The organism is Bacillus sp. AFS073361 (assembly GCF_002567005.1).
Taxonomy (GTDB): domain Bacteria; phylum Bacillota; class Bacilli; order Bacillales; family Cytobacillaceae; genus Neobacillus.
Window position 1 is genome coordinate 1 of the sequence record NZ_NUZU01000041.1, and the last position, 19,985, is coordinate 19,985.

Annotated in this window: 17 protein-coding genes; 1 reads left to right on the forward strand and 16 read right to left on the reverse strand. The window is 40.6% G+C overall.

What is annotated here, in order from left to right:
• The 8 genes from COJ96_RS23155 to COJ96_RS23190 all read right to left on the reverse strand — a co-directional run.
• Nucleotides 1-536 (reverse strand): proline dehydrogenase family protein (locus COJ96_RS23155; protein ID WP_180230226.1); only part of this gene is annotated, 536 nt, incomplete at its 3' end.
• 180 nt (nucleotides 537-716) lie between these two features.
• Entirely contained in the window at nucleotides 717-1,406 is a 690-nt protein-coding gene (gene narI / locus COJ96_RS23160) for a respiratory nitrate reductase subunit gamma (protein ID WP_098576170.1), read from the reverse strand.
• Between the two features lie 105 nt (nucleotides 1,407-1,511).
• Entirely contained in the window at nucleotides 1,512-2,114 is a 603-nt protein-coding gene (narJ, locus tag COJ96_RS23165; RefSeq protein WP_098576171.1) for a nitrate reductase molybdenum cofactor assembly chaperone, read from the reverse strand.
• Nucleotides 2,111-3,613 (reverse strand): nitrate reductase subunit beta, encoded by a 1,503-nt coding sequence (gene narH / locus COJ96_RS23170; protein WP_098576172.1) that lies wholly within the window; start codon nucleotides 3,611-3,613, stop codon nucleotides 2,111-2,113. Before narH ends, narJ begins: the two co-directional genes overlap by 4 nt.
• Nucleotides 3,603-7,283, reverse strand: coding sequence for a nitrate reductase subunit alpha (locus COJ96_RS23175; RefSeq protein WP_098576173.1), 3,681 nt, complete (start codon nucleotides 7,281-7,283; stop codon nucleotides 3,603-3,605). The genes narH and COJ96_RS23175 overlap by 11 nt, the downstream gene beginning before the upstream one ends.
• Nucleotides 7,273-7,560, reverse strand: a complete 288-nt coding sequence (locus COJ96_RS23180; protein WP_098576174.1) for a hypothetical protein — start codon at nucleotides 7,558-7,560, stop codon at nucleotides 7,273-7,275. The genes COJ96_RS23175 and COJ96_RS23180 overlap by 11 nt, the downstream gene beginning before the upstream one ends.
• An 18-nt stretch (nucleotides 7,561-7,578) precedes the next feature.
• Nucleotides 7,579-7,890 carry a hypothetical protein gene (locus COJ96_RS23185; protein WP_180230227.1) on the reverse strand — a complete coding sequence of 104 codons (312 nt, stop codon included), beginning with the start codon at nucleotides 7,888-7,890 and terminating at the stop codon, nucleotides 7,579-7,581.
• 39 nt (nucleotides 7,891-7,929) lie between these two features.
• Nucleotides 7,930-8,355, reverse strand: coding sequence for a hemerythrin domain-containing protein (locus COJ96_RS23190; RefSeq protein ID WP_098576175.1), 426 nt, complete (start codon nucleotides 8,353-8,355; stop codon nucleotides 7,930-7,932).
• A 208-nt stretch (nucleotides 8,356-8,563) separates the two neighbouring features.
• On the opposite strand from COJ96_RS23190, the gene COJ96_RS23195 reads away from it, so the two are divergent.
• Entirely contained in the window at nucleotides 8,564-9,013 is a 450-nt protein-coding gene (locus COJ96_RS23195) for a S1 domain-containing RNA-binding protein (RefSeq protein WP_026567489.1), read from the forward strand.
• 134 nt (nucleotides 9,014-9,147) lie between these two features.
• On the opposite strand, the gene cysI is transcribed toward COJ96_RS23195, so the two are convergent.
• From cysI to chbG, 8 genes are all read right to left on the reverse strand, one after another.
• Nucleotides 9,148-10,866, reverse strand: a complete 1,719-nt coding sequence (cysI, locus tag COJ96_RS23200; RefSeq protein WP_098576176.1) for an assimilatory sulfite reductase (NADPH) hemoprotein subunit — start codon at nucleotides 10,864-10,866, stop codon at nucleotides 9,148-9,150.
• Between the two features lie 24 nt (nucleotides 10,867-10,890).
• Entirely contained in the window at nucleotides 10,891-12,711 is a 1,821-nt protein-coding gene (locus tag COJ96_RS23205; protein ID WP_098576177.1) for an assimilatory sulfite reductase (NADPH) flavoprotein subunit, read from the reverse strand.
• Between the two features lie 322 nt (nucleotides 12,712-13,033).
• A complete protein-coding gene (gene ftsZ, locus COJ96_RS23210) occupies nucleotides 13,034-14,185 on the reverse strand; it encodes a cell division protein FtsZ (RefSeq protein ID WP_098576178.1) in 1,152 nt (383 codons plus the stop codon).
• Nucleotides 14,186-14,635: 450 nt separating this feature from the next.
• Entirely contained in the window at nucleotides 14,636-15,139 is a 504-nt protein-coding gene (locus COJ96_RS23215; RefSeq protein ID WP_098576179.1) for a DinB family protein, read from the reverse strand.
• Between the two features lie 87 nt (nucleotides 15,140-15,226).
• Nucleotides 15,227-15,754, reverse strand: a complete 528-nt coding sequence (hpt, locus tag COJ96_RS23220) for a hypoxanthine phosphoribosyltransferase (RefSeq protein ID WP_098576180.1) — start codon at nucleotides 15,752-15,754, stop codon at nucleotides 15,227-15,229.
• Between the two features lie 78 nt (nucleotides 15,755-15,832).
• Nucleotides 15,833-18,436 (reverse strand): bifunctional acetaldehyde-CoA/alcohol dehydrogenase, encoded by a 2,604-nt coding sequence (gene adhE, locus COJ96_RS23225; RefSeq protein WP_098576181.1) that lies wholly within the window; start codon nucleotides 18,434-18,436, stop codon nucleotides 15,833-15,835.
• Between the two features lie 170 nt (nucleotides 18,437-18,606).
• A complete protein-coding gene (locus COJ96_RS23230) occupies nucleotides 18,607-18,834 on the reverse strand; it encodes a hypothetical protein (RefSeq protein WP_098576182.1) in 228 nt (75 codons plus the stop codon).
• Between the two features lie 346 nt (nucleotides 18,835-19,180).
• Entirely contained in the window at nucleotides 19,181-19,888 is a 708-nt protein-coding gene (chbG, locus tag COJ96_RS23235; RefSeq protein WP_098576183.1) for a chitin disaccharide deacetylase, read from the reverse strand.
• Nucleotides 19,889-19,985 lie beyond the last annotated feature (97 nt).

Consider the following 19,985-nt stretch of genomic DNA (forward strand, 5'->3'; position numbering starts at 1 on the left):
ACAAGACGAATACGGAAATTTTGATATCTTTCAAGGTATTCTTGTGCATTGTGAAAATAGGATTGAATTACAGTCCCGACATTATTATACTCTAACGATAGGTCGTCCAATAAATTAAAGGTTGGTTCAAGGTGTTTGAAGTCCTCCATATCAATATTGACAAAAATATCAAATTGATTTGCTTTATCAACGATTTCTCTTACATTATTTAAACAAAATTGATAATCAATATCTAATCCTACTTGCGTTGGTTTTAAGGAGATATGTGCATCCACTTTATGCTCGTGAATCGCATCGATGACGTTAAGTATTTGTTCTTTTGCTTGAGTCGCCTCTTCTTCTTTAAAAACAAATTCTCCTAAGTTATCAACTGTACATGAAATGCCATGTGCATTCAATTCTTTAATACTTTGGATTACTTCAGGTATATTGGTACCGGCTACGACACTTTGTGCCCCTAGTTTTAAGCCATATTTTTTAGCTGTACTATTTAAAAATTGATTTTGTGATAAGCTCATAAAAATGTCTTTCAACATAGCGATTACCCCTTGCTGTTGTTTTTCCCTCATTATAGCATACGCTTTCATTAATATTTATTTTGCGAATTTTCGAACTTAAATGCTTTAGTGGAAAGATAATGCAGCGTCCTGCCGGTCGCACAAAAAACAGCCCAAAGGCTGTTTTTTCATACGATTCTTTTGGTGTCAGGCACCATATTAACTTTTATCGTACCCATCGCGTGATCGGTATTGCTGCGGAGCACGAGTTGGATAGCGTACCGGAAAACTAAACATATGGACGAGTTGTGTAAACGGTATGGATGCGAACAGTATGAATGATAAAATTACATGGACCTTGAATATGGTAGGAATCCCCAGCATAAGCTCTGAGAGCGGCTGAAAGGTGAATAAACTCCGAAACCATGGGCCAATCGTTAATCGATACTCGTAGGCTACCACGGTGTAACTATAAATGAGTGTCATATAGGTACCTATGGCCGCGATGATGAGTAATAGCACTATCGTGAAATAATCTCCAAATGTCGTATGAACACGTACCTTTGGAAAAGAAAACTTTCGAATAATCATGACCACTAAGCCGATGACAACCATAAGTCCTGCAACCCCACCGCCTGCAATGGCACCAAAATGATAGAGATGGTCATTAACTCCTATGGCTTCATAGAACCCAATTGGAATTAAGACACCCATTATATGCCCAATAAAGGCAAAAATTATCCCATAATGGAAAAGGACTGAACCGATTCGCAGCCATTTTTTTTCAAAAATCTCTGTTGAAGGGGCATACCAGCTTTTCCCTCGAAAAATAAAGCGATAGAATGTCCCAACGATGAGAATGGCACCGCATATATATGGAAAAATCGTCCACCAAAAACTGAATTCCATTTCCAACCTCCTTCGTAGACTAACTTAGAAGCAACTGAATTACCCGCCTAATCCTGGGTTTCAAAAGAAATCCCCCCTTTTAAAACCTGCCTATCCATTCAATTACTAACGATACATAACGGGATAAGGAAGTTCATCCAAATCAGCTTCCTCTCGTTCATTTTCCAACAATATGAGTTCCTCTTTTCCAGGCACCTCAAATACAAACATCATCAAAAGATCAATGGCTTTGTAATAGGGATTGCTGTCCGAGAGGTTGTTTAATAGCCGCTGGATAGCAAAGGATAGGCGCTGCGAAAGTCTGTTGAAGTTCTCATGCTCCGGTGCTGCGGCCACTAACTCTAACAGCATGGGAATATAATCAGCCAATTCCTTACCTTCATATTCAAAGCCGCCTTCACAAATGAGTTTTTGCAATTTAATTAAGGCAGCGCCCCGCTTCCGGCTGTCTCCCAGTTCATGAGCGGTTAAATAGAGGCTGGTTTTTTCCTTATAATCAAATGTTTCTACATATAGTTCTTGCAGCTCCTTTTGTTCCATCTTGAAAAGAGTAAAAATCCTCGCTTCAATTTCGTTTCGAATTTCCTCCGAAGAAATATGTGCTTTTACAAATTCCTCAATAATTGACCGTTCTTTAAAAAATTCATCATTAGGGTAATCTAATATTCTCGACATGATGACTAAAATAGCCGAAGCATCATTTGTCATTGACTCTCACTTCTTTCAAATGGATAGGTGACCATTCCTTCGGCTGGAGCCAGGTCTTCGATGCTGCATGAACCCTGCTTATAATGTAAATCCCCATCCATTTCACGTCGGCCCGTTGGAATGACAAATCGTTCGTTATATTTGGCAACTGCAAGTAAACGAGCCATTTCTTCAAGTTCCTCACCCGTTGTTTTTGCTTCTTCTAAAAGCTTGTTCACTTTCAATTTATCTACACCGCCAACTGTTTTTGCACGCATATATACCCGCATTGCTGCCATCTTCAACAATACTCTGCGAATCACATCGGTATCATCGGCTGTTAATATCGACGCTAAATACTCCATCGGAATTCGCATTTGATCCACTGCAGGGATATAACCATCCGCGCTTAACTCACTTTCATTGGTAATATGATTCATGATCGGGCTGAGCGGCGGAACATACCAAACCATTGGTAATGTCCGATATTCAGGGTGAAGCGGCAGCGCGATCTTCCACTTCATTGCCATCTTATAAACCGGAGATGCCTGTGCACTTTGGATCCAGCTATGATTGATTCCCTGTTTTTCCGCTTCGGCAATTACCTCTGGGTCAAATGGATCTAAGAAGACGGAAAGCTGAGCCTCATATAATTCCTTTGGATCTTTGACTGAAGCCGCTTCCTTGACTCTGTCAGCATCATATAAAACCACTCCGATATAGCGGATCCGGCCCACACAGGTTTCCGAGCAAATCGTTGGAAGACCTGCTTCAGTCCTTGGATAGCAAAAATTACATTTCTCGGCTTTATGGGTATTCCAATTGTAATACACCTTATGGTAGGGGCAGCCATTCATACAAAAACGCCAGCCCCGGCAGGCATCCTGATCGACCAGGACAATTCCGTCTTCATCCCGTTTGTACAATGCGCCGGAAGGACACGATGCCACACAGGAAGGATTAAGGCAATGCTCACAAATTCGCGGCAAATACATCATGAACGTTTTCTCATATTCCATTGCAATGTGTTCCTGAAGTTTTTGGACATTGGGGTCCATTGGTACTACTTCCTTACCGCCTGCGAGGTCATCATCCCAGTTTGGTCCCCATTCAGGTTTATCCATATACTGTCCTGTGATCATTGACTTCGGCCGGGCCACAGGTAAATTTTCTTTCTTTGGACTTTTATGCAAATGTTGAAAATCATAGGTCCATGGCTCGTAAAAGTCATCTATTTCTGCCATATTGGGATTGTAAAAAATATTGGCTAGTTTCGAGATCGGTCCGCCTGCTCTTAAATGTAATTTGCCATTTCGCAGGACCCAGCCGCCCTTGTAACGATCGGTGTTTTCCCATTCCTTTGGATACCCTGGTCCTGGACGCGTTTCCACATTGTTATACCAGACGTACTCCATTCCAGGACGGTTGGTCCAGACATTCTTACACGTAACAGAACAAGTATGACAGCCAATACATTTATCAAGGTGCATGACCATTGCCACTTGTGCTTTAATTTTCAAGCCAATCGACCTCCTTTAATGGTCGGACAATCGTCAATGTATCTCGCTGACTGCCTGTTGGTCCATAATAATTAAACCCATAACTCAGTTGTGAATATCCGCCAATCATATGAGTCGCTTTCGGGTATATCCTCGTGACACTGTTATGTGTCCCGCCACGCGTTTTATTAATCGTATTTCCCGGAACACCCATCGTTCGATCCTGTGCATGGTGCATATAGACTGCACCGCGCGGCATCCGGTATGTTAATACGGCTCTCGCAACAACGACGCCATTTCGATTATATAGTTCAATCCAATCGTTATCCTTTATGCCAATTTCCGCGCCATCCTCTTCATTCATCCAAACCACCTGCCAACCGCGGAACAGTTGAATCATATGGGTCGTATCAGTGAACATGGTATGAATGCCCCATTTTTGGTGTGGAGTCATATAACGAAGAGTAATAGATTTCCCTTGATTCTCGACTTCCTTTTCACCTTTAATAAATGGTCCTTTAGAAATAGGCGGGATATACAATGGAAGTCCCTCGCCATAATCAAGCATGACTTCATGGTCAAGGTAAAAACTTTGTCGTCCTGTTAGTGTATGCCACGGAATATGGTATTCCTTATTGACTGTGAACGGCGAATAACGGCGGTTATCATTCTCAAGACCGCTCCAAACAGGGGTCGATATGGCCTGACGAGGCTGGATGGTTAATGCATCTAACGTATAGTCCTCTTCCTCACGGCCTTCTGAAATATGAGCCAGCTTTTTACCTGTTTTTGCTTCCATGGATTTCCAGCCTTCAACTGCACGTTTCCCATTTGTGGCACCTGACATTAAGAGAATCGCATTGATCGCCTTCTTGTCCGTGTATAAATCCGGATAGCCTTTTCCTATCCCTTCATGCTTAGATGGTCCAAGTCGGTCCATTAATTCTTTATATACTTTATCACCTGGTATCCGCACACCTTTTGTTCCATAGCCGTTTTTAATATTGGGTCCAACAGTAATCCACATATCATAAACATGAGGATAATCTCGTTTTAAAATCGTAAAGTTAGGCATGGTTTTGCCTGGAATTGCATCAACTTCACCTTTGCGCCAGTCCTTCACCTTTCCGAATGGCTGGGCAATTTCATTAATCGTATCATGCGCAAGCGGTGACATAATAAGGTCCTCTTGTGCGGGAAGATGTTCCTTCGCAAGTTCGGAAAATTCCTTGGCAATTTCTCTGAATGCATCCCAATCACTACGAGTATCCCATGGCGGGTTAATCGCCGCATTAAATGGGTGAACAAATGGATGCAGGTCCGTACTGCTGATATCATGTTTTTCATACCATGTTGCGGCAGGCAAAATGATATCGGAGAACAGGCCTGAACTGGTCATGCGAAAATCCATACTTATAAACAGGTCGGTCTTACCTTCGGGCGGATCCTCAGTAATATTGACATCCTTTGGCTGCCAAGAGTTTTCAACCTCAGAAAGGACGGAATCCTTCGAGCCAATTAAATGTTTAACAAAGTATTCGTGACCCTTTCCGCTGTCACCCAGTAAATTCGAGCGCCAGTTAAAAAATACACGCGGAAAATTACGCGGGTCATTTGGATTTTCAATCGCAAAATCAAGTCTTCCTTCTTTTAACTGTTTCGCTACATCGTCAATCAAAGCCAAATCGTTAACGGTGCGTGACCTCGCTTCCTTCACTACTTCCAATGAATTTTGCGAAAGCTGTGGAAAGCTTGGCAGCCAGCCTAGGCGTGCTGACATCGCATTAAAGTCGGCTGGATGCATTTTTGCATATTCGCTTCCCCAATCAGTTTGGGTATCGTTCGCATCGTATTCATAGCGAAATTGCTCCGTTGCAAAATAAAAGAAGGATGTCCCGTTCATAAAGCGTGGAGATTTCACCCAATCATTCGCAAACGCAATCTGCCCAAAACCTTCTAAAGGACGGACCTTCTCTTGTCCCACATAATGGGCCCAGCCGCCGCCATTTACTCCTTGTGAACCTGTTAACAAAACGAGATTCAGAATTGACCGGTAAATTTGATCACTATGGAACCAGTGATTCGTTCCACCACCCATGGCAATCATGGATTTCCCATTGGTACGAGCTGCGTTATCCGCAAATTCTCTAGCAACCTGGATGACATGGGATTTGTTAACACCGGTAATACTCTCCTGCCAAGCAGGTGTATAAGGATTGTTTTCATCGTTATAATCTGCTGGATAATTTCCTTCCAACCCTCTGTTGACCCCCACATGAGCCAGCATGAGATCATAGACGGTCGTAACAAGCAATTCATTTCCATCCTGGTCTTTTATCCTCTTCACAGGAACTCCACGTTTGTTCGTTCCACCCTCTACTTTTGCAAAATAAGGGAATTCGACCAGCGCAACATCATCTTTTTCATCAAAAAAACTAAGCTTCGGATCTATTTCCGAACCATCTTCTGCTGTCATATCTAAATTCCACTTGTTACCCTCATCCCAGCGAAAACCTTGACTGCCATTAGGGATTGCATAGTTTTTTAGATTACCATCCCAAACAACAGTTTTCCATTCTGCTAAATTATCCTCCTGTGAAATATCAGAGGCCCGAAGAAAACGATCGGAGCGATACCCGCCATCCTTTTTTGTTAAAAGGACAAGATAGGGCAAATCCGTATATTTTTTAGCATAATCAATAAAATACGGTGTTTGTTTATCCACATAAAATTCCTTTAAAATAACATGGGTCATGGCCATGGCAAGGGCTCCATCCGTCCCCGCCTTGGCAGGCAGCCACATATCTGCAAATTTTTCATATTCTGCATAATCTGGACTAACGCCTACTACTTTTGTCCCGTTATAGCGGGATTCCACCATAAAATGGGCATCAGGAGTTCTCGTTTGCGGTATATTTGTACCCCAAATGATGAAATATTTCGTGTTATACCAATCACCGCTCTCGGGAACATCTGTCTGGTCCCCCCATACTTGTGGTGATGCTGGAGGAAGATCGGCATACCAATCATAAAAACTTAAAATTGTTCCGCCAATTAATGATAGAAATCTTGTTCCACCAGAATAACTAACCATGGACATCGCAGGGATGGGACTAAAACCAACAATACGGTCTGGTCCATATTTTTTAATAGTATAGATGGTCGATGCAGCAATGAGTTGACATACTTCTTTCCATGTACCTCTAACAAAACCGCCTTTACCACGGGCCTTTACGTACTGTTCCCGTTTCTTCGGGTCTGTGACAATATTTTCCCAGGCTTCAACAGGGTTACTTGCCCTCGTCAGTTCATCCTTCCACAAAGCAAATAAATCCCCGCGCACATATGGGTATTTCACACGAGTGGGACTATATGTATACCAGGAAAAACTGGCACCACGCGGACAGCCTCTTGGTTCATATTCAGGAAAATCCTCACCTGTTGACGGGTAATCAGTTTGCTGGGTTTCCCAAGCGATAATGCCGTCCTTCACATGAATTTTCCAACTGCAAGAACCTGTACAGTTGACGCCATGGGTCGAACGGACAATTTTATCATGCTGCCAGCGCCGTCGGTAAACCTCTTCCCAATCCCGTGGACGAGGATTTTCTTCAGTCCAGCCATCATTGATTCGTTCACCCCGTACTAAGTGTTTAAGAGAATGGAACAGATTATTTTTTTTAGATTGCATCGGTGTCACCCCTTCTTGTCAGGATATCAGCCAATGGGTTAAATTCTTCACCCAACAATCGAAACGAGTCACTCCCGCTTTCAAACTCCTCTAGAAAAATCTCCCAACTGGGTGCGTTTGCTGCAGCAAGTATAAGCCGCTGCAATGTATTCATATCTTCAATTTCATAGATTTCCTGAATCAATTCACCATTTAAAACCCCAAAGCGCATCCTTAGTACAGCAATTAAATCCTCTCGATCGTCGATTAGCATTGGATCATTTTCAAAGGAAAACAATGATTTAGTCAGCTCCCTCTACAGTTTAATCATTTTGTAATAATTTGAGATTAACAATGATTTACATTTCTCGGCAGCCTCTGCAAAAAATTGAACTACGTCAGCATCAGGGACTCTCGCTTGTTCCAAGGTAACTTGTGTTGTCATTGTCTGTGAAAATGATTGTGAAAACCGTAAAGTGACTTCGAACCCAGATTCATTTCTTTTGACCGTACCATGGATATCATAAGGATGGATATGATAATCCGAAAATGTGTCGGCCATTTGCTGGTACAACGCTGGTGCGGCAAAACGTAATAACTTTTCCTCTAATTCTGGTCTTTTGCTCATTTTCACCCTCATTTCCTGTATTACCCAAAATTTCCAAGCTTATTTTTCTCCCTCAACCAGAAGTTTATTCATTTCATCGTCATTATGGATTTGATCTATAATGACCAGACTATCTAATAATGTAATCATCCGTTGATTTGGTTCATCTGACTGTAATAGATTTTTCAGATTGTCTACAATCCTCCGCATGAGGTCATGATCTCGAGTTAATTGGATTACAGTGGTCAACATATCTGGATTTGCTTCAACAATATCTTTATAAAGCCCTTCCTCTTCCGCCTCGGCATGTTTCAATGTGCGAGATTCCCAATGTTCAATCGTAACTTCTATTACTTGTAATGCCTTTTCCTTGTCACCATCTTCCAGGCATTTTTGAAATAATGTTCGTAACTCGATTGCTTCGTTTAGTGCGGCTTCATGAATGGACGAATGCGCATCTTTTTTTCTTAAACTAGGACCTGACAATGTCACGTCACTCCTTTCCTATTCCAAAATAGCAAATAACTAAAAATGGAAATCATTATAATCTTTTCCATATAGCCTATCTATAAACTTTAAATAAGAGAGGTGTTGTAAAAAAAGGTGTCAGGCACCCAATGAAAGAATTGATATTATCCCTATCTTTTTGTTATAATGAGGTGGTTGTAACATTATTGAGGAGGAACATTTTTTTATGTCAATCGAGGTAGGTACAAAGGTACAAGGTAAAGTAACAGGCATCACTAGTTTTGGGGCATTCGTAGAATTGCCTGGTGGTACAACAGGGTTAGTTCATATCAGTGAGGTAGCTGACAGCTATGTAAAAGACGTAAATGACCATTTAAAAGTTGGCGACCAAATTGAAGTCAAAGTAATTAGTGAGAAGGACGGAAAGACTGCCTTGTCCATCAAAAAAGCTATAGATAAGCCCGAAGGACAAACCTCATCTTATTCCCAACGTCCACCACGCCAGGGAAGAGTAGATAACCGTTCTAAAGATTTCCGTGCAAAGAGTAATTTTAAACCTAAGGAAAATTTCGAAGATAAAATTGCGAAGTTTTTAAAGTCTAGTGAAGAGAATTTATCTACCTTAAAACGAAGCACAGAAACAAAACGTGGCGGTAGAGGCGGAAGACGCGGATAACTTTATCGTTTATTAATAAATCAATATATAGTGAAAGGCAAACGTGTTTAGACATGTTTGCCTTTTTTAATTGCTTCATTCCTGAATTGCAACAAAAAAAGACAGGGCTCGCCTGTCTTTTTATCATTTAATTATTAATCGTGAAAATTTGTACCATCTGTTGTAGCTTTAATGATGCCGGCGCGAATCACAAAATCACCGAAGTGCTCTCCATCTTCTCGTTCAGTCGCATAGCGAGAAAGTAAAACTCGCAATTCACTTAATATTTCTTCTTCACCGATGTTCTCTCGGTACATTTTATTTAGACGGCTGCCATCAAAAGCAGCACCAAGGTACATATTATATTTCCCTACAGCTTTCCCCATGAAAGCAATTTCACCTAGACCCGGACGGGCACAGCCGTTTGGACAGCCTGTCATCCGGATGGTGATTTCTTTATCACGTAGGCCATTTTCATCAATGATCGTTTCAATTTTATCAATTAGTTCTGGTAAATAGCGCTCAGCTTCAGCCATTGCTAATCCACAGGTTGGCAATGCCACACAGGCCATTGAGCTGCGGCGAAGGGCTGAAGTATGCTTGCCATCGGTCAAACCATATTGTTCAACCAATTCGTTTATAACTTTCTTTTTCTGTGCTGTTACATTGGCAATGATCAAGTTTTGATTGGTCGTTAAACGGAATTCACCAGTATGAACTTTGGCAATTTCACGTAAAGCAGTCATCAGCTTATAGTCATCAAAATCAGCAACGCGGCCGTTTTGAATAAACAATGTCAAATGCCATTTTCCATTTACGCCCTTCTCCCATCCATAACGATCACCGTTATGGTCGAAATGATATCGTCTTGCCTCTTCCAGTTTCCAGCCAAGACGGTGTTCCAATTCTTCCTTCACCGTTTCAAGGCCCAGACGGTCTACCGTGTACTTAAACCGAGCATTTTTTCTGACCGAGCGATTTCCGTAATCACGCTGAATGGTGATCGTCTTCTCGGCAACATCATAAATTTGCTCTGGCTTACAGAAGCCAATGACCTTAGCAAGTTGTGGATAAGTTGCTTTGTCACCGTGAGAACTGCCCATTCCACCACCAATCGCGACGTTAAAACCAATAAGCTTCCCGTCTTCGACAATGGCAATAAATCCCAGGTCTTGTGAAAAGACATCAATATCATTTTCTGGAGGGACAGCAATTCCGATTTTAAACTTCCGCGGCAAATAAAGCGGTCCGTACATTGGTTCAACTTCTTCAATTTCCGGAGTACCTGCCACTACTTCTTCATCAAGCCATACTTGATGATAGGCTCTTGTTCGTGGTAATAAATCATCACTTAGCATTTTGGATAAACCATAAACTTCAGAATGGATATCAGATTGATACGGATTAGATGTACACAAAACATTACGGTTTACATCTCCACATGCAGCAATCGTATCTAAAAGAGTGGAATGAATTTGTTGAATCGTATTTTTCATGTTCCACTTTAAAATCCCATGCATTTGAAATGTCTGGCGTGTTGTTAGTTTTAAAGTGCCATTCCCATTCCTTTGAGCGAGCTCATCCATGACAAGCCATTGTTCAGGTGTAGCAACTCCGCCAGGTAAGCGAACACGAAGCATAAACTGGTATGCTGGTTCAAGCTTTTGTTTGGCACGTTCATTGCGGAGGTCGCGATCATCCTGCAAATAACTGCCATGATGCTTCATTAAACGGTTGTCATCATCAGGAATTCCAGCACTTATCCGATCTAACATTACTTCTTTAAGTGTCCCGCGTAAATAATTACTTCTTTCTTTGATACCTTCCACATCACTTGGAGGGCCTTCAGGCGCTTTTAAAATTTGATTAACCATGGTGAAACTCCTTTCCATCCCAAATCAGTATACGTCACGCTGATAACGTTTTTGCTGCTGCAAATCGGCTACATATTCTTCTGCTTTTTCACGGCTTAAGCCGCCTTCTTTTTCAATAATGTCAATTAATGTATTATGAACATCATGGGCCATATGTTTTTCATCCCCACAAATGTACAGATGAGCACCTTCTTCAAGCCATTCAAATAATTCTTTACTATTTTCAAGCATACGGTGTTGTACATATACTTTTTCAGCTGTATCACGTGAAAAGGCAACATCCAATTTCGATAATACACCGTCTTTCAGCCATTTTTGCCATTCTGTTTGATAAAGGAAATCCGTCACAAAATGCTGATCTCCGAAGAATAGCCATGATTTTCCTTCTGCCCCAATTTCTTCACGCTCTTGCATAAAGGAACGAAATGGTGCTGCTCCAGTACCTGGTCCCACCATGATGATTGGAGCCTCTGGGTTATTTGGAAGCTTGAAGTTTTCATTATGTTGGATATACACTGGCACGGTATCGCCTGGCTGCAGACGCTCCGCTGTCTGAATGGAACAAACCCCATTTCGTTTCCGGCCGTGTGCCTCATAACGAACCGCTCCGATTGTCAAATGAACCTCATCCGGGTTTGCCGCTAAGCTGCTTGATATCGAATACAGTCGGGACGGCATTTTTCGAAGAATGGAGACAAACTCTTGTGCTGAACCAACCCAAGGAGTAAAATCACGGACTAAATCAAGTAAGTCGCGTCCATCCAAATAAGTCTTTAATTTCTCTTCATTACCTGGTGAGAGGAGTTCCTGTAAATTTTCATTGGCAGTAAGACGGGCTGCCTTCTCAATCAACGGTTTCGTTAACGTCGTAATTTCAAAATGTGTGGTAAGTGCTTCTTTAAGCGGGAGAATTTCTCCTTTTTTATTCACAGTCACCTGTTGTTCTGGATCCCAGTTCATTTCCTCTAATAGCGAGGTAACGAGCGCGGGGTCATTTTCTGGATATATCCCAAGACTATCTCCCGGTTCAAATGTAAGTCCAGATCCTTCAAGCGACAACTCAAGGTGGTGCGTTTCTTTATTTGAGCCGCGGCCGTTCAGATTGATATTTTCTAATACTTCTGCTTTAAATGGATTTGATCTTGAATACGTTGATTCTACTGCTTGAGATACCAGTTCCTGAACTGGAACTTGGCTGCCAGCGTCTGCTTCTTTTAAATTACTAAGCACACCTGCAAGCCATTCAGATGCTGGCTCATCGTAATCCAGATCGCAGTCAAAGCGTGGGTAAAGCCTTGTACCGCCAAGTTCTTCCAACCGTGCATCAAAGTCTTTTCCTGTTTGACAGAAAAATTCATACGAACTGTCACCAAGTGCCAAAACTGAGAAACGAAGATGGTCTAGTTTCGGAGCACGTTTTCCATGCAGAAACTCATGAAAGGATATGGCATTATCTGGCGGAGTGCCCTCGCCATGGGTACTAGCGACGATCAGCAGATTTTCAACCTTTTTTAAATTGTTAGGTTTAAAATCGCTCATTGATAAGACAGTTACTTGGAACCCAGCTGCCTCAAGTTTCTTGCCCGCTTTCTTAGCAAGACCCTGAGCGTTACCCGACTGTGAACCAAAAAGGATGGTCACATCTTTAGAAATTACCGGTGTTGTGATTCCTCCCGGTTGTTCAGATACCTGGGCATTTTCAGACCCAGAAATCGAAGAAAATTGGGCTGCTGCCAAGAATCCGCTCAACCAGACTTTTTGAGATTCTGTCAACGTAGGCAGTATCCGGTTTAGGAGTTCTGCTTGCTCCTGATTAAAAGGACTGTTCAATACTTGAAGTTGCACTAAAATCCACCTCACAAAGGATTATTAACTGATTGTGATCATTTATTTATCATGCCTTGTAATAAAGATTCTTACAGTACACAATTTTCAGTCAAAAAATGATTAATATAATAATAGTTTTACTATTCCTATAAGTCAAGTCGGTTTTAATGATTTAATCCATTAAAATCTGTTAAAATTTTGGTTTTTTTAAGTGGATGCAGGTTACTACAACAATTAAATAAATATATGGCGCAATGTAATAGCAGACCGCGACACGTTTCCAATGCTTTGGCTTTTGTCACGTCACACTGTCCTCATTGCGCCAGAATTTTAGGAAATGTTATCTATTTCTTCTGTTTCGGTTACGCAAAAACGTCGGAATGTCAATTGATTCCTCTGTATCCTGTCCATAGCTTCCATAATCATGCGAAGGCTCTTCATGAATCACTTGTTCTTGTTTTGGCTGGGAATGGACCTGCTGAATTCTTGATGTTCCTTCTTTTTGAATTGGAGTAGACGGCCTAGTGGTTCGTGCCAGTTTATCAACAAAACCTGTAGCAATCACTGTAATCATGATTTCATTTTTAAAATTTTCGTTAATAATCGAACCAAATATCATATTTAGATCTTTATCAGCTGCTGATGCGACAAGGTCCGCTGCCTCTTGCACTTCATATAAACTTAAGTCTTTCCCTCCAGTTATATTCATAAGAATCCCTTGTGCTCCGTCAATCGACGTTTCTAATAAAGGACTAGAAATGGCCTTTTTTGCTGCCTCTACTGCGCGTCCATCACCTTTTGCAACACCAATACCCATTAAAGCCGTACCTTGATTACTCATAATGGTCTTAACATCAGCAAAATCCAAATTTATTAATCCAGGAACAGCTATTAAGTCAGAAATCCCTTGAACACCTTGACGAAGAACATTATCCGCTTCTCGGAACGCTTCAATCATCGGCGTCCTTTTATCAACAATTTGCAATAAGCGATCATTTGGAACTATGATTAATGTATCAACTGCTTGACTCATTAGCTCAATTCCACTTGCTGCATTTGAAGCACGTTTACGACCCTCAAATCCAAAAGGGCGGGTTACAACGCCAATTGTCAGGGCACCAAGGGCACGGGAGATTTCAGCAATCGCAGGTGCAGCACCTGTTCCTGTACCTCCACCCATCCCAGCAGTGACGAAAACCATGTCGGCTCCTTTTAATACGTCCTCCAGCTGTCTTCTGCTTTCCTCAACCGCTTTTCTGCCAACTTCGGGGTTAGCGCCAGCACCTAATCCTCTTGTCAACTGTGCTCCAATTTGCATTTTAATTTCTGCTTTTGATAGATTTAGAGCTTGGGCATCTGTATTGACAGCAATGAACTCGACACCTTGAACTCCGCCTTCAATCATCCGATTGACAGCATTATTTCCGCCACCGCCAACACCAATTACTTTTATTCTAGCTACTTGATCTATATCCATGTCAAAATCCCACATATTATTCCTCCTACTTATCATCCGTTAAATTATTTGCCTCGCTATTAAAAAAAATCATAGATTTTTATAATCTTGCAATCGATTAGTTACAAATAATCATATATCGTATGTATATTTTTTTCCTATTCATATTTTACCAAAATAATAGCAGATTTAATATAGTAAGCTAACACTCAATTCAGATAAATTTGTTGAATATTGAGGAAAATACTAGAAAATTTGTTAAATTTATTAAACAATTTTTTTAAGTAGTTCTTTTGAAATACTCCCATCGATAGATTTTTTAGCATGCTAGGATACTGCCATCAATTCTCTATCATTCTGCTAGCATGTAGATAGAGTGTCACTAGCCTGCTTCTATAAGAAAAAATACCGTTAATGCTGGCGCATTAACGGTATTTTGATGATCAGCGTTTTAACTTTTGATTGAGCGATAAACGGTATGTACTTTTATAACGCAGGCGCTTCCATCCCCATATGACTCCACTCTTCCCGTGCTGGTCCATATACTCCAGGTACATTTAATCCAGCTTGGCGCATTAGTACTGTCATTTGACCGCGATGATGAATGATGTGTTTAATTAAAAGAGAGAGTGTCACTCCTTTTGGCATTTCCATACCAAACACGTTTTTCATTTCGGTTAAGGATGCATCCGTCCATTGCTGTTGTACTGCCTCGACTGTATCAGCAGTAACCTTTCGAAAAGTGTCAGCAATGATTTTCGCCGAGGTCGGTACTACATCTCCATTCTCCACATTTTCAGCAGTAATGCCGAATTCGTTAAGCATTCCAGGTGTGCTCGTAACCACATGCCACGCAATTCTGCCTAGCGTTCGGTCTTCTGGGGAAACTTCTTGTTGAAGTGATTGGTCCGTTAAAACATCTAACACTTTTTGTGTAGAGGATGCCTCTTGATTCCATTCTTGAATAAATTCAGATATTGATGTATACATGATTTTTTTCCTCCTACTTTGATACGTTTAACAATAAAAGTATATCATTCTTACCATTAACAGCAAAATTTACCACATTAAATCTATCTAAAACTCCTCTACGGTTGAAATATATGGTAAGTTTCGGTACATTTGTGCGTAGTCAATCCCATAGCCGACAATGAATTCATCTGGGATGACAAAGCCTACATAATCAACTGGCAAGTCTACTCGCCTTCTTTCAGGCTTGTCTAAGAGCGTGCAAATTTTTATTTGTTTCGGCTTATGCGCTATTAAATGACCGCGCAAGAAATGCAATGTAAGACCACTGTCGATAATATCCTCAACAACTAGGACATTCTGATTGGTAATATTTGCATCAAGGTCCTTCAGTAATCTTACTTTCCCTGATGACTCTGTCTCGTCCCCATAGCTTGAAACGGAAATGAAATCAATATTAATATTCCCCTTCATCTCACGAATCAAATCCGCAGCGAAGATAAACGATCCTTTTAAGACGACGATTAAAATAATGTCCTCATTATTGAAGTCTTTTTCAATTTGTTCTGCTAACAGCTTCACTCGTTCTTTAATTTCTGTTTCAGAAATCATCACATCTTTAATTCTATAACCCAAGATCTCCACCTCATTCTAAAAATAAAAATGCCAATACGAAAAATCATCTAGTTTGATTTTTCGCATTGGCATCGATTGTTATACCCCTTTATAAGCAAGGCGGTAAATTTCTGCTAATTCAGTTACTAGCGGAAGTTTGGGATTTGCTGTGGTGCATTGGTCTTCGAAAGCCCGATCTGCTAGGTAGTCAACTTTGCTTTCAAATTCAGCTTTATTTATTTGGTTTGCTTCAAGGCTCATTGGTACTTCCAATTCCTGCGCCAATTTAATAATGGCTTGAACGAGGCTTTCTACACCTTCCTCGGTGTTACTTGCAGGTAATCCTAGAATTCTAGCGATATCAGCATAACGTTTGTCAGCTTTGAAATGATTGTACTTCGGAAAAGCTGTAAATTTCTTTGGCTTGGCGGCATTATAACGTATTACATGTGGCATAAGTACAGCATTTGCCCGTCCGTGTGCAATATGGAACTCGGCACCAAGTTTATGGGCAAGACTATGGTTTATTCCTAAAAATGCGTTAGCGAACGCCATACCAGCAATTGTTGAAGCATTATGAACCTTTTCTCGAGCTTCTTCATCCTGGCCGTTTTTGTAGGCTCTAGGCAGGTACTCAAATACGAGTTGGATGGCTTTAATTGCGAGGCCATCAGTATAATCATTTGCCATACATGACACATATGCTTCAATAGCGTGTGTCAAGACGTCCAATCCGGTATCGGCGGTAATGTGTTTTGGCACCGTCATCACAAATTGCGGATCGATAATGGCAACGTCAGGAGTTAATTCATAATCAGCCAACGGATATTTAATATTTGCTTCTTTATCAGTAATGACCGAGAATGACGTTACCTCCGAGCCTGTTCCAGAAGTGGTAGGAATGGCCACAAATTGTGCTCTTTGGCCAAGATTAGGATATTTTACAATCCGTTTGCGAATATCTAAGAATTTTTGTTTTAAGCCAAAGAATTCGGTTTCTGGATGTTCATAGAACAACCACATTCCTTTGGCCGCATCCATTGCGGAACCACCGCCAAGTGCAATGATTACGTCAGGCTGGAAATTAGCCATCATTTCTGCACCCTTCATCACCGTTTCAATGGACGGATCTGGTTCTACTTCTGAAAAGATTTCACAATGCACATAATCAGGACGTTTTCTTAAATAGTATAGAACTTTATCAACATATCCTAATTTCACCATTCCAGGGTCTGTAACAAGAAAGGCTTTTGAAATTTTTGGCATTTTTGCTAAGTACTGTGTCGAGTTTTTTTCGAAATAAATTTTAGATGGTACTTTAAACCACTGCATATTAATATTCCTTTTCGCTACTTTTTTTATATTCATTAAATGAATGGTACCAACGTTTGTTGAGACAGAATTTCCGCCATACGTACCGCAGCCAAGGGTCAATGACGGCATATAAGCATTATAAATATCACCGATTGCACCTTGTGAGGATGGGGCGTTGACAATTATACGTCCCGCTCTCATTCGCAAGCCGAAATTCTTAATCACAGATTGGTCAGTGGTGTGAATAACAGCGGAGTGCCCTAAACCTCCAAACTCCAGCATTTCCTCGGCTCGTTTGAATCCTTCTTCAAGACTACTTACCTTATAACATGCAAGGACGGGGCTTAATTTTTCCCTTGAAAGTGGGAATTCAGGACCAATTCCAGTTAATTCTGCGACAAGAATCTTTGTTTCGTCATGAACCTTCACTCCAGCCATCTTAGCTATTTTAGCGGCAGCCATGCCAACAATATCAGGGTTAACGGCACAAGAATGTTCATTAATAACTAATTTTTCGACCTTCGTTTTTTCTTCCTCAGTTAAAAAGTAACAATTATTTGAAATCATTTCTTGTTTAACATGATCGTAAATTTCTTTATCAACAATAACCGCTTGTTCAGAGGCACAAATCATCCCATTGTCAAAGGTCTTTGATAAAATTAAGTCATTCACTGCTTGTTGAAGATTCGCTGTTTTTTCAATGTAGCAAGGGACATTTCCTGGTCCAACACCTAGTGCAGGCTTACCTGAACTGTATGCAGATTTCACCATTCCCGCTCCGCCTGTGGCAAGAATTAATGAAATTCTCGTATGATTCATCAGGGCTTGAGTAGCTTCGAGCGACGGTGTTTCAATCCATTGAATACAATTTTCTGGTGCTCCTGCCTTAATGGCTGCATCTCTTAGGACTCTGGCCGCTTCACTGCTGCATTTTTGTGCCGATGGATGGAAAGCAAAAATAATTGGATTTCTTGTTTTTATCGATATAAGTGCTTTAAACATTGTAGTCGATGTTGGATTGGTTACTGGTGTAACTCCGGCAATAACCCCTACCGGTTCCGCAATTTCAATTATGCCTTCATGTTCATTTTCGTTAATAATTCCAACGGTTTTATCGTATTTAATATTATGATAGACATATTCTGTAGCAAACATATTTTTGATGATTTTATCTTCGTATACGCCTCTCCCAGTTTCTTCAACCGCTAATTTCGCCAGCGGCATATGCTGGTCAAGACCTGCCAAGGCCATTTCTTTGACAATTTCATTAATCATTTCTTGGTCAAAGCTGCGGAACTCAGCCAAAGCTTTTAGACCATTCTCGACCAGTAGGTCCACCATCTCTGTTACATCTTGCTTTTCTTTAACTGCCTTTTCTACAACTACCATTGTAATACCTCCGTTTGATTAATTATTTGTGAAACTTTTCACAAATTATCTTAAAAAATAATCTATTAAGCGGGTATTTTCTCAGGTGTCTATTTATTGGTTATTTTGTGAATCATTTCACATAATTGATTAAAAAAAATGTTTTCTACTTAATCTTCTTTCACAAATGGTTATTCACAAACTGGATTACGGGGAATCTTTTCAAATAATATGTCCGACAGAACCTTCGAATATTTTTTTACAATGATCACGTAATTAATTGTCCAAATATAGGAGGGAATTTCTTCATTTTCTTTAAAATACATCGCCTCAAATTCGTCCTCTACTGTTTCTTCAAATAAATCCAGGCTATAAGTTTCAGAATCTGTAGAGAAGGTCTTCCATTCACAAACCATCATGTCTTATCACTCCTTGTTTGTTTATGGATTCATCATAACATAGATTTTTAATAATAATTTGTGAAGTAATGAACAATATGTGAATTGTGGTTAATTTTACTAAAAATAGTCTATTTCCATATTTGACGATGTTTTCAAAAGATAATATCGGAATATATAAGGTGAATAGGTATTTACCTGAAAACGTTTACAGCTAATAAACTATTTTAATATAATATTAACCTGAATTAAATATGCTTAATTCCTAATGAAAGATGAGAGTGGAAAATTAAGGGTTCCGGTCATTTATCAGCTATCTAAATACCGGAACCCCTAATGTAACTAAATTTCAGGCAATTAAATATAGCTAAATCAATTTAATTCCTCTTGGCAGTTTAATAGAAGTCAGAATGTCCGTCTCCCTCACACGATCCTCTGCATAAGAGGAACCACTCAAAATCTCGTGATCCAGATAACCCGGATGACACATTACTTCGACCGTTTGCCCGTCTTGAACACGTGTGACCAGTTTCTCAAAGTAATCATAGGTCGCTCCCGCTCCATAAAAATCATGTAAAAACACATCCGAAAATGCAGCAACTCCCTCTACTGTATCCAATGAAAAACGTCTAGCACTTAAATGGTATTTTTTTGCCAGCATTTGCACCACCGGTAAAAATTCCGGAATCGTATGGACATGATGATGGCTGTCAAAATGAGTCGGTGTAAGACCTGTTTCAAGAAACTTATCAATTTGCGCACTCCACTCTCTAGTCAGTTCATCAAGCGATATCTCCCGTTGCTCTTGGAATTCAGAAATGCGTTTAAAACTGCCATTCTCATTCACTAGTGACGGAACGTCAGTTAAAAGCGGCTTCCCACAGGTGAGGACCAGATGAATCCCGACTTGAAGATTTGGATTAGCTTTCGCGAGCTCCACGGCGTGCGTCACACCAGGCATGTTCATCATTATTGTGGTGGAATTAACAATGCCATTTTTATGAGCATCAATAATTCCATAATTAATGCCTCTTGAATACCCAAAATCATCTGCGTTTACAATTAGCTTAATCAAGCGATTATTACCTCCTCTTTACCAGAGAAAAGGCAGCAGACCCGCTCCCTTTTTGTTAATTTTCGGCTTTTTATACCTATCTGTTGATTTCCGTTCC

What these genes read in the sequence shown, in the direction of transcription:
- narI (WP_098576170.1), bottom strand. Translation starts at nt 1,406, where the DNA reads ATGGAATTCAGTTTTTGGTGGACGATTTTTCCATATATATGCGGTGCC.
- narJ (WP_098576171.1), bottom strand. Translation starts at nt 2,114, where the DNA reads ATGACAAATGATGCTTCGGCTATTTTAGTCATCATGTCGAGAATATTA.
- COJ96_RS23175 (WP_098576173.1), bottom strand. Translation starts at nt 7,283, where the DNA reads ATGCAATCTAAAAAAAATAATCTGTTCCATTCTCTTAAACACTTAGTA.
- COJ96_RS23185 (WP_180230227.1), bottom strand. Translation starts at nt 7,890, where the DNA reads ATGAGCAAAAGACCAGAATTAGAGGAAAAGTTATTACGTTTTGCCGCA.
- COJ96_RS23195 (WP_026567489.1), top strand. Translation starts at nt 8,564, where the DNA reads ATGTCAATCGAGGTAGGTACAAAGGTACAAGGTAAAGTAACAGGCATC.
- cysI (WP_098576176.1), bottom strand. Translation starts at nt 10,866, where the DNA reads ATGGTTAATCAAATTTTAAAAGCGCCTGAAGGCCCTCCAAGTGATGTG.
- ftsZ (WP_098576178.1), bottom strand. Translation starts at nt 14,185, where the DNA reads ATGTGGGATTTTGACATGGATATAGATCAAGTAGCTAGAATAAAAGTA.
- COJ96_RS23215 (WP_098576179.1), bottom strand. Translation starts at nt 15,139, where the DNA reads ATGTATACATCAATATCTGAATTTATTCAAGAATGGAATCAAGAGGCA.
- adhE (WP_098576181.1), bottom strand. Translation starts at nt 18,436, where the DNA reads ATGGTAGTTGTAGAAAAGGCAGTTAAAGAAAAGCAAGATGTAACAGAG.
- COJ96_RS23230 (WP_098576182.1), bottom strand. Translation starts at nt 18,834, where the DNA reads ATGATGGTTTGTGAATGGAAGACCTTCTCTACAGATTCTGAAACTTAT.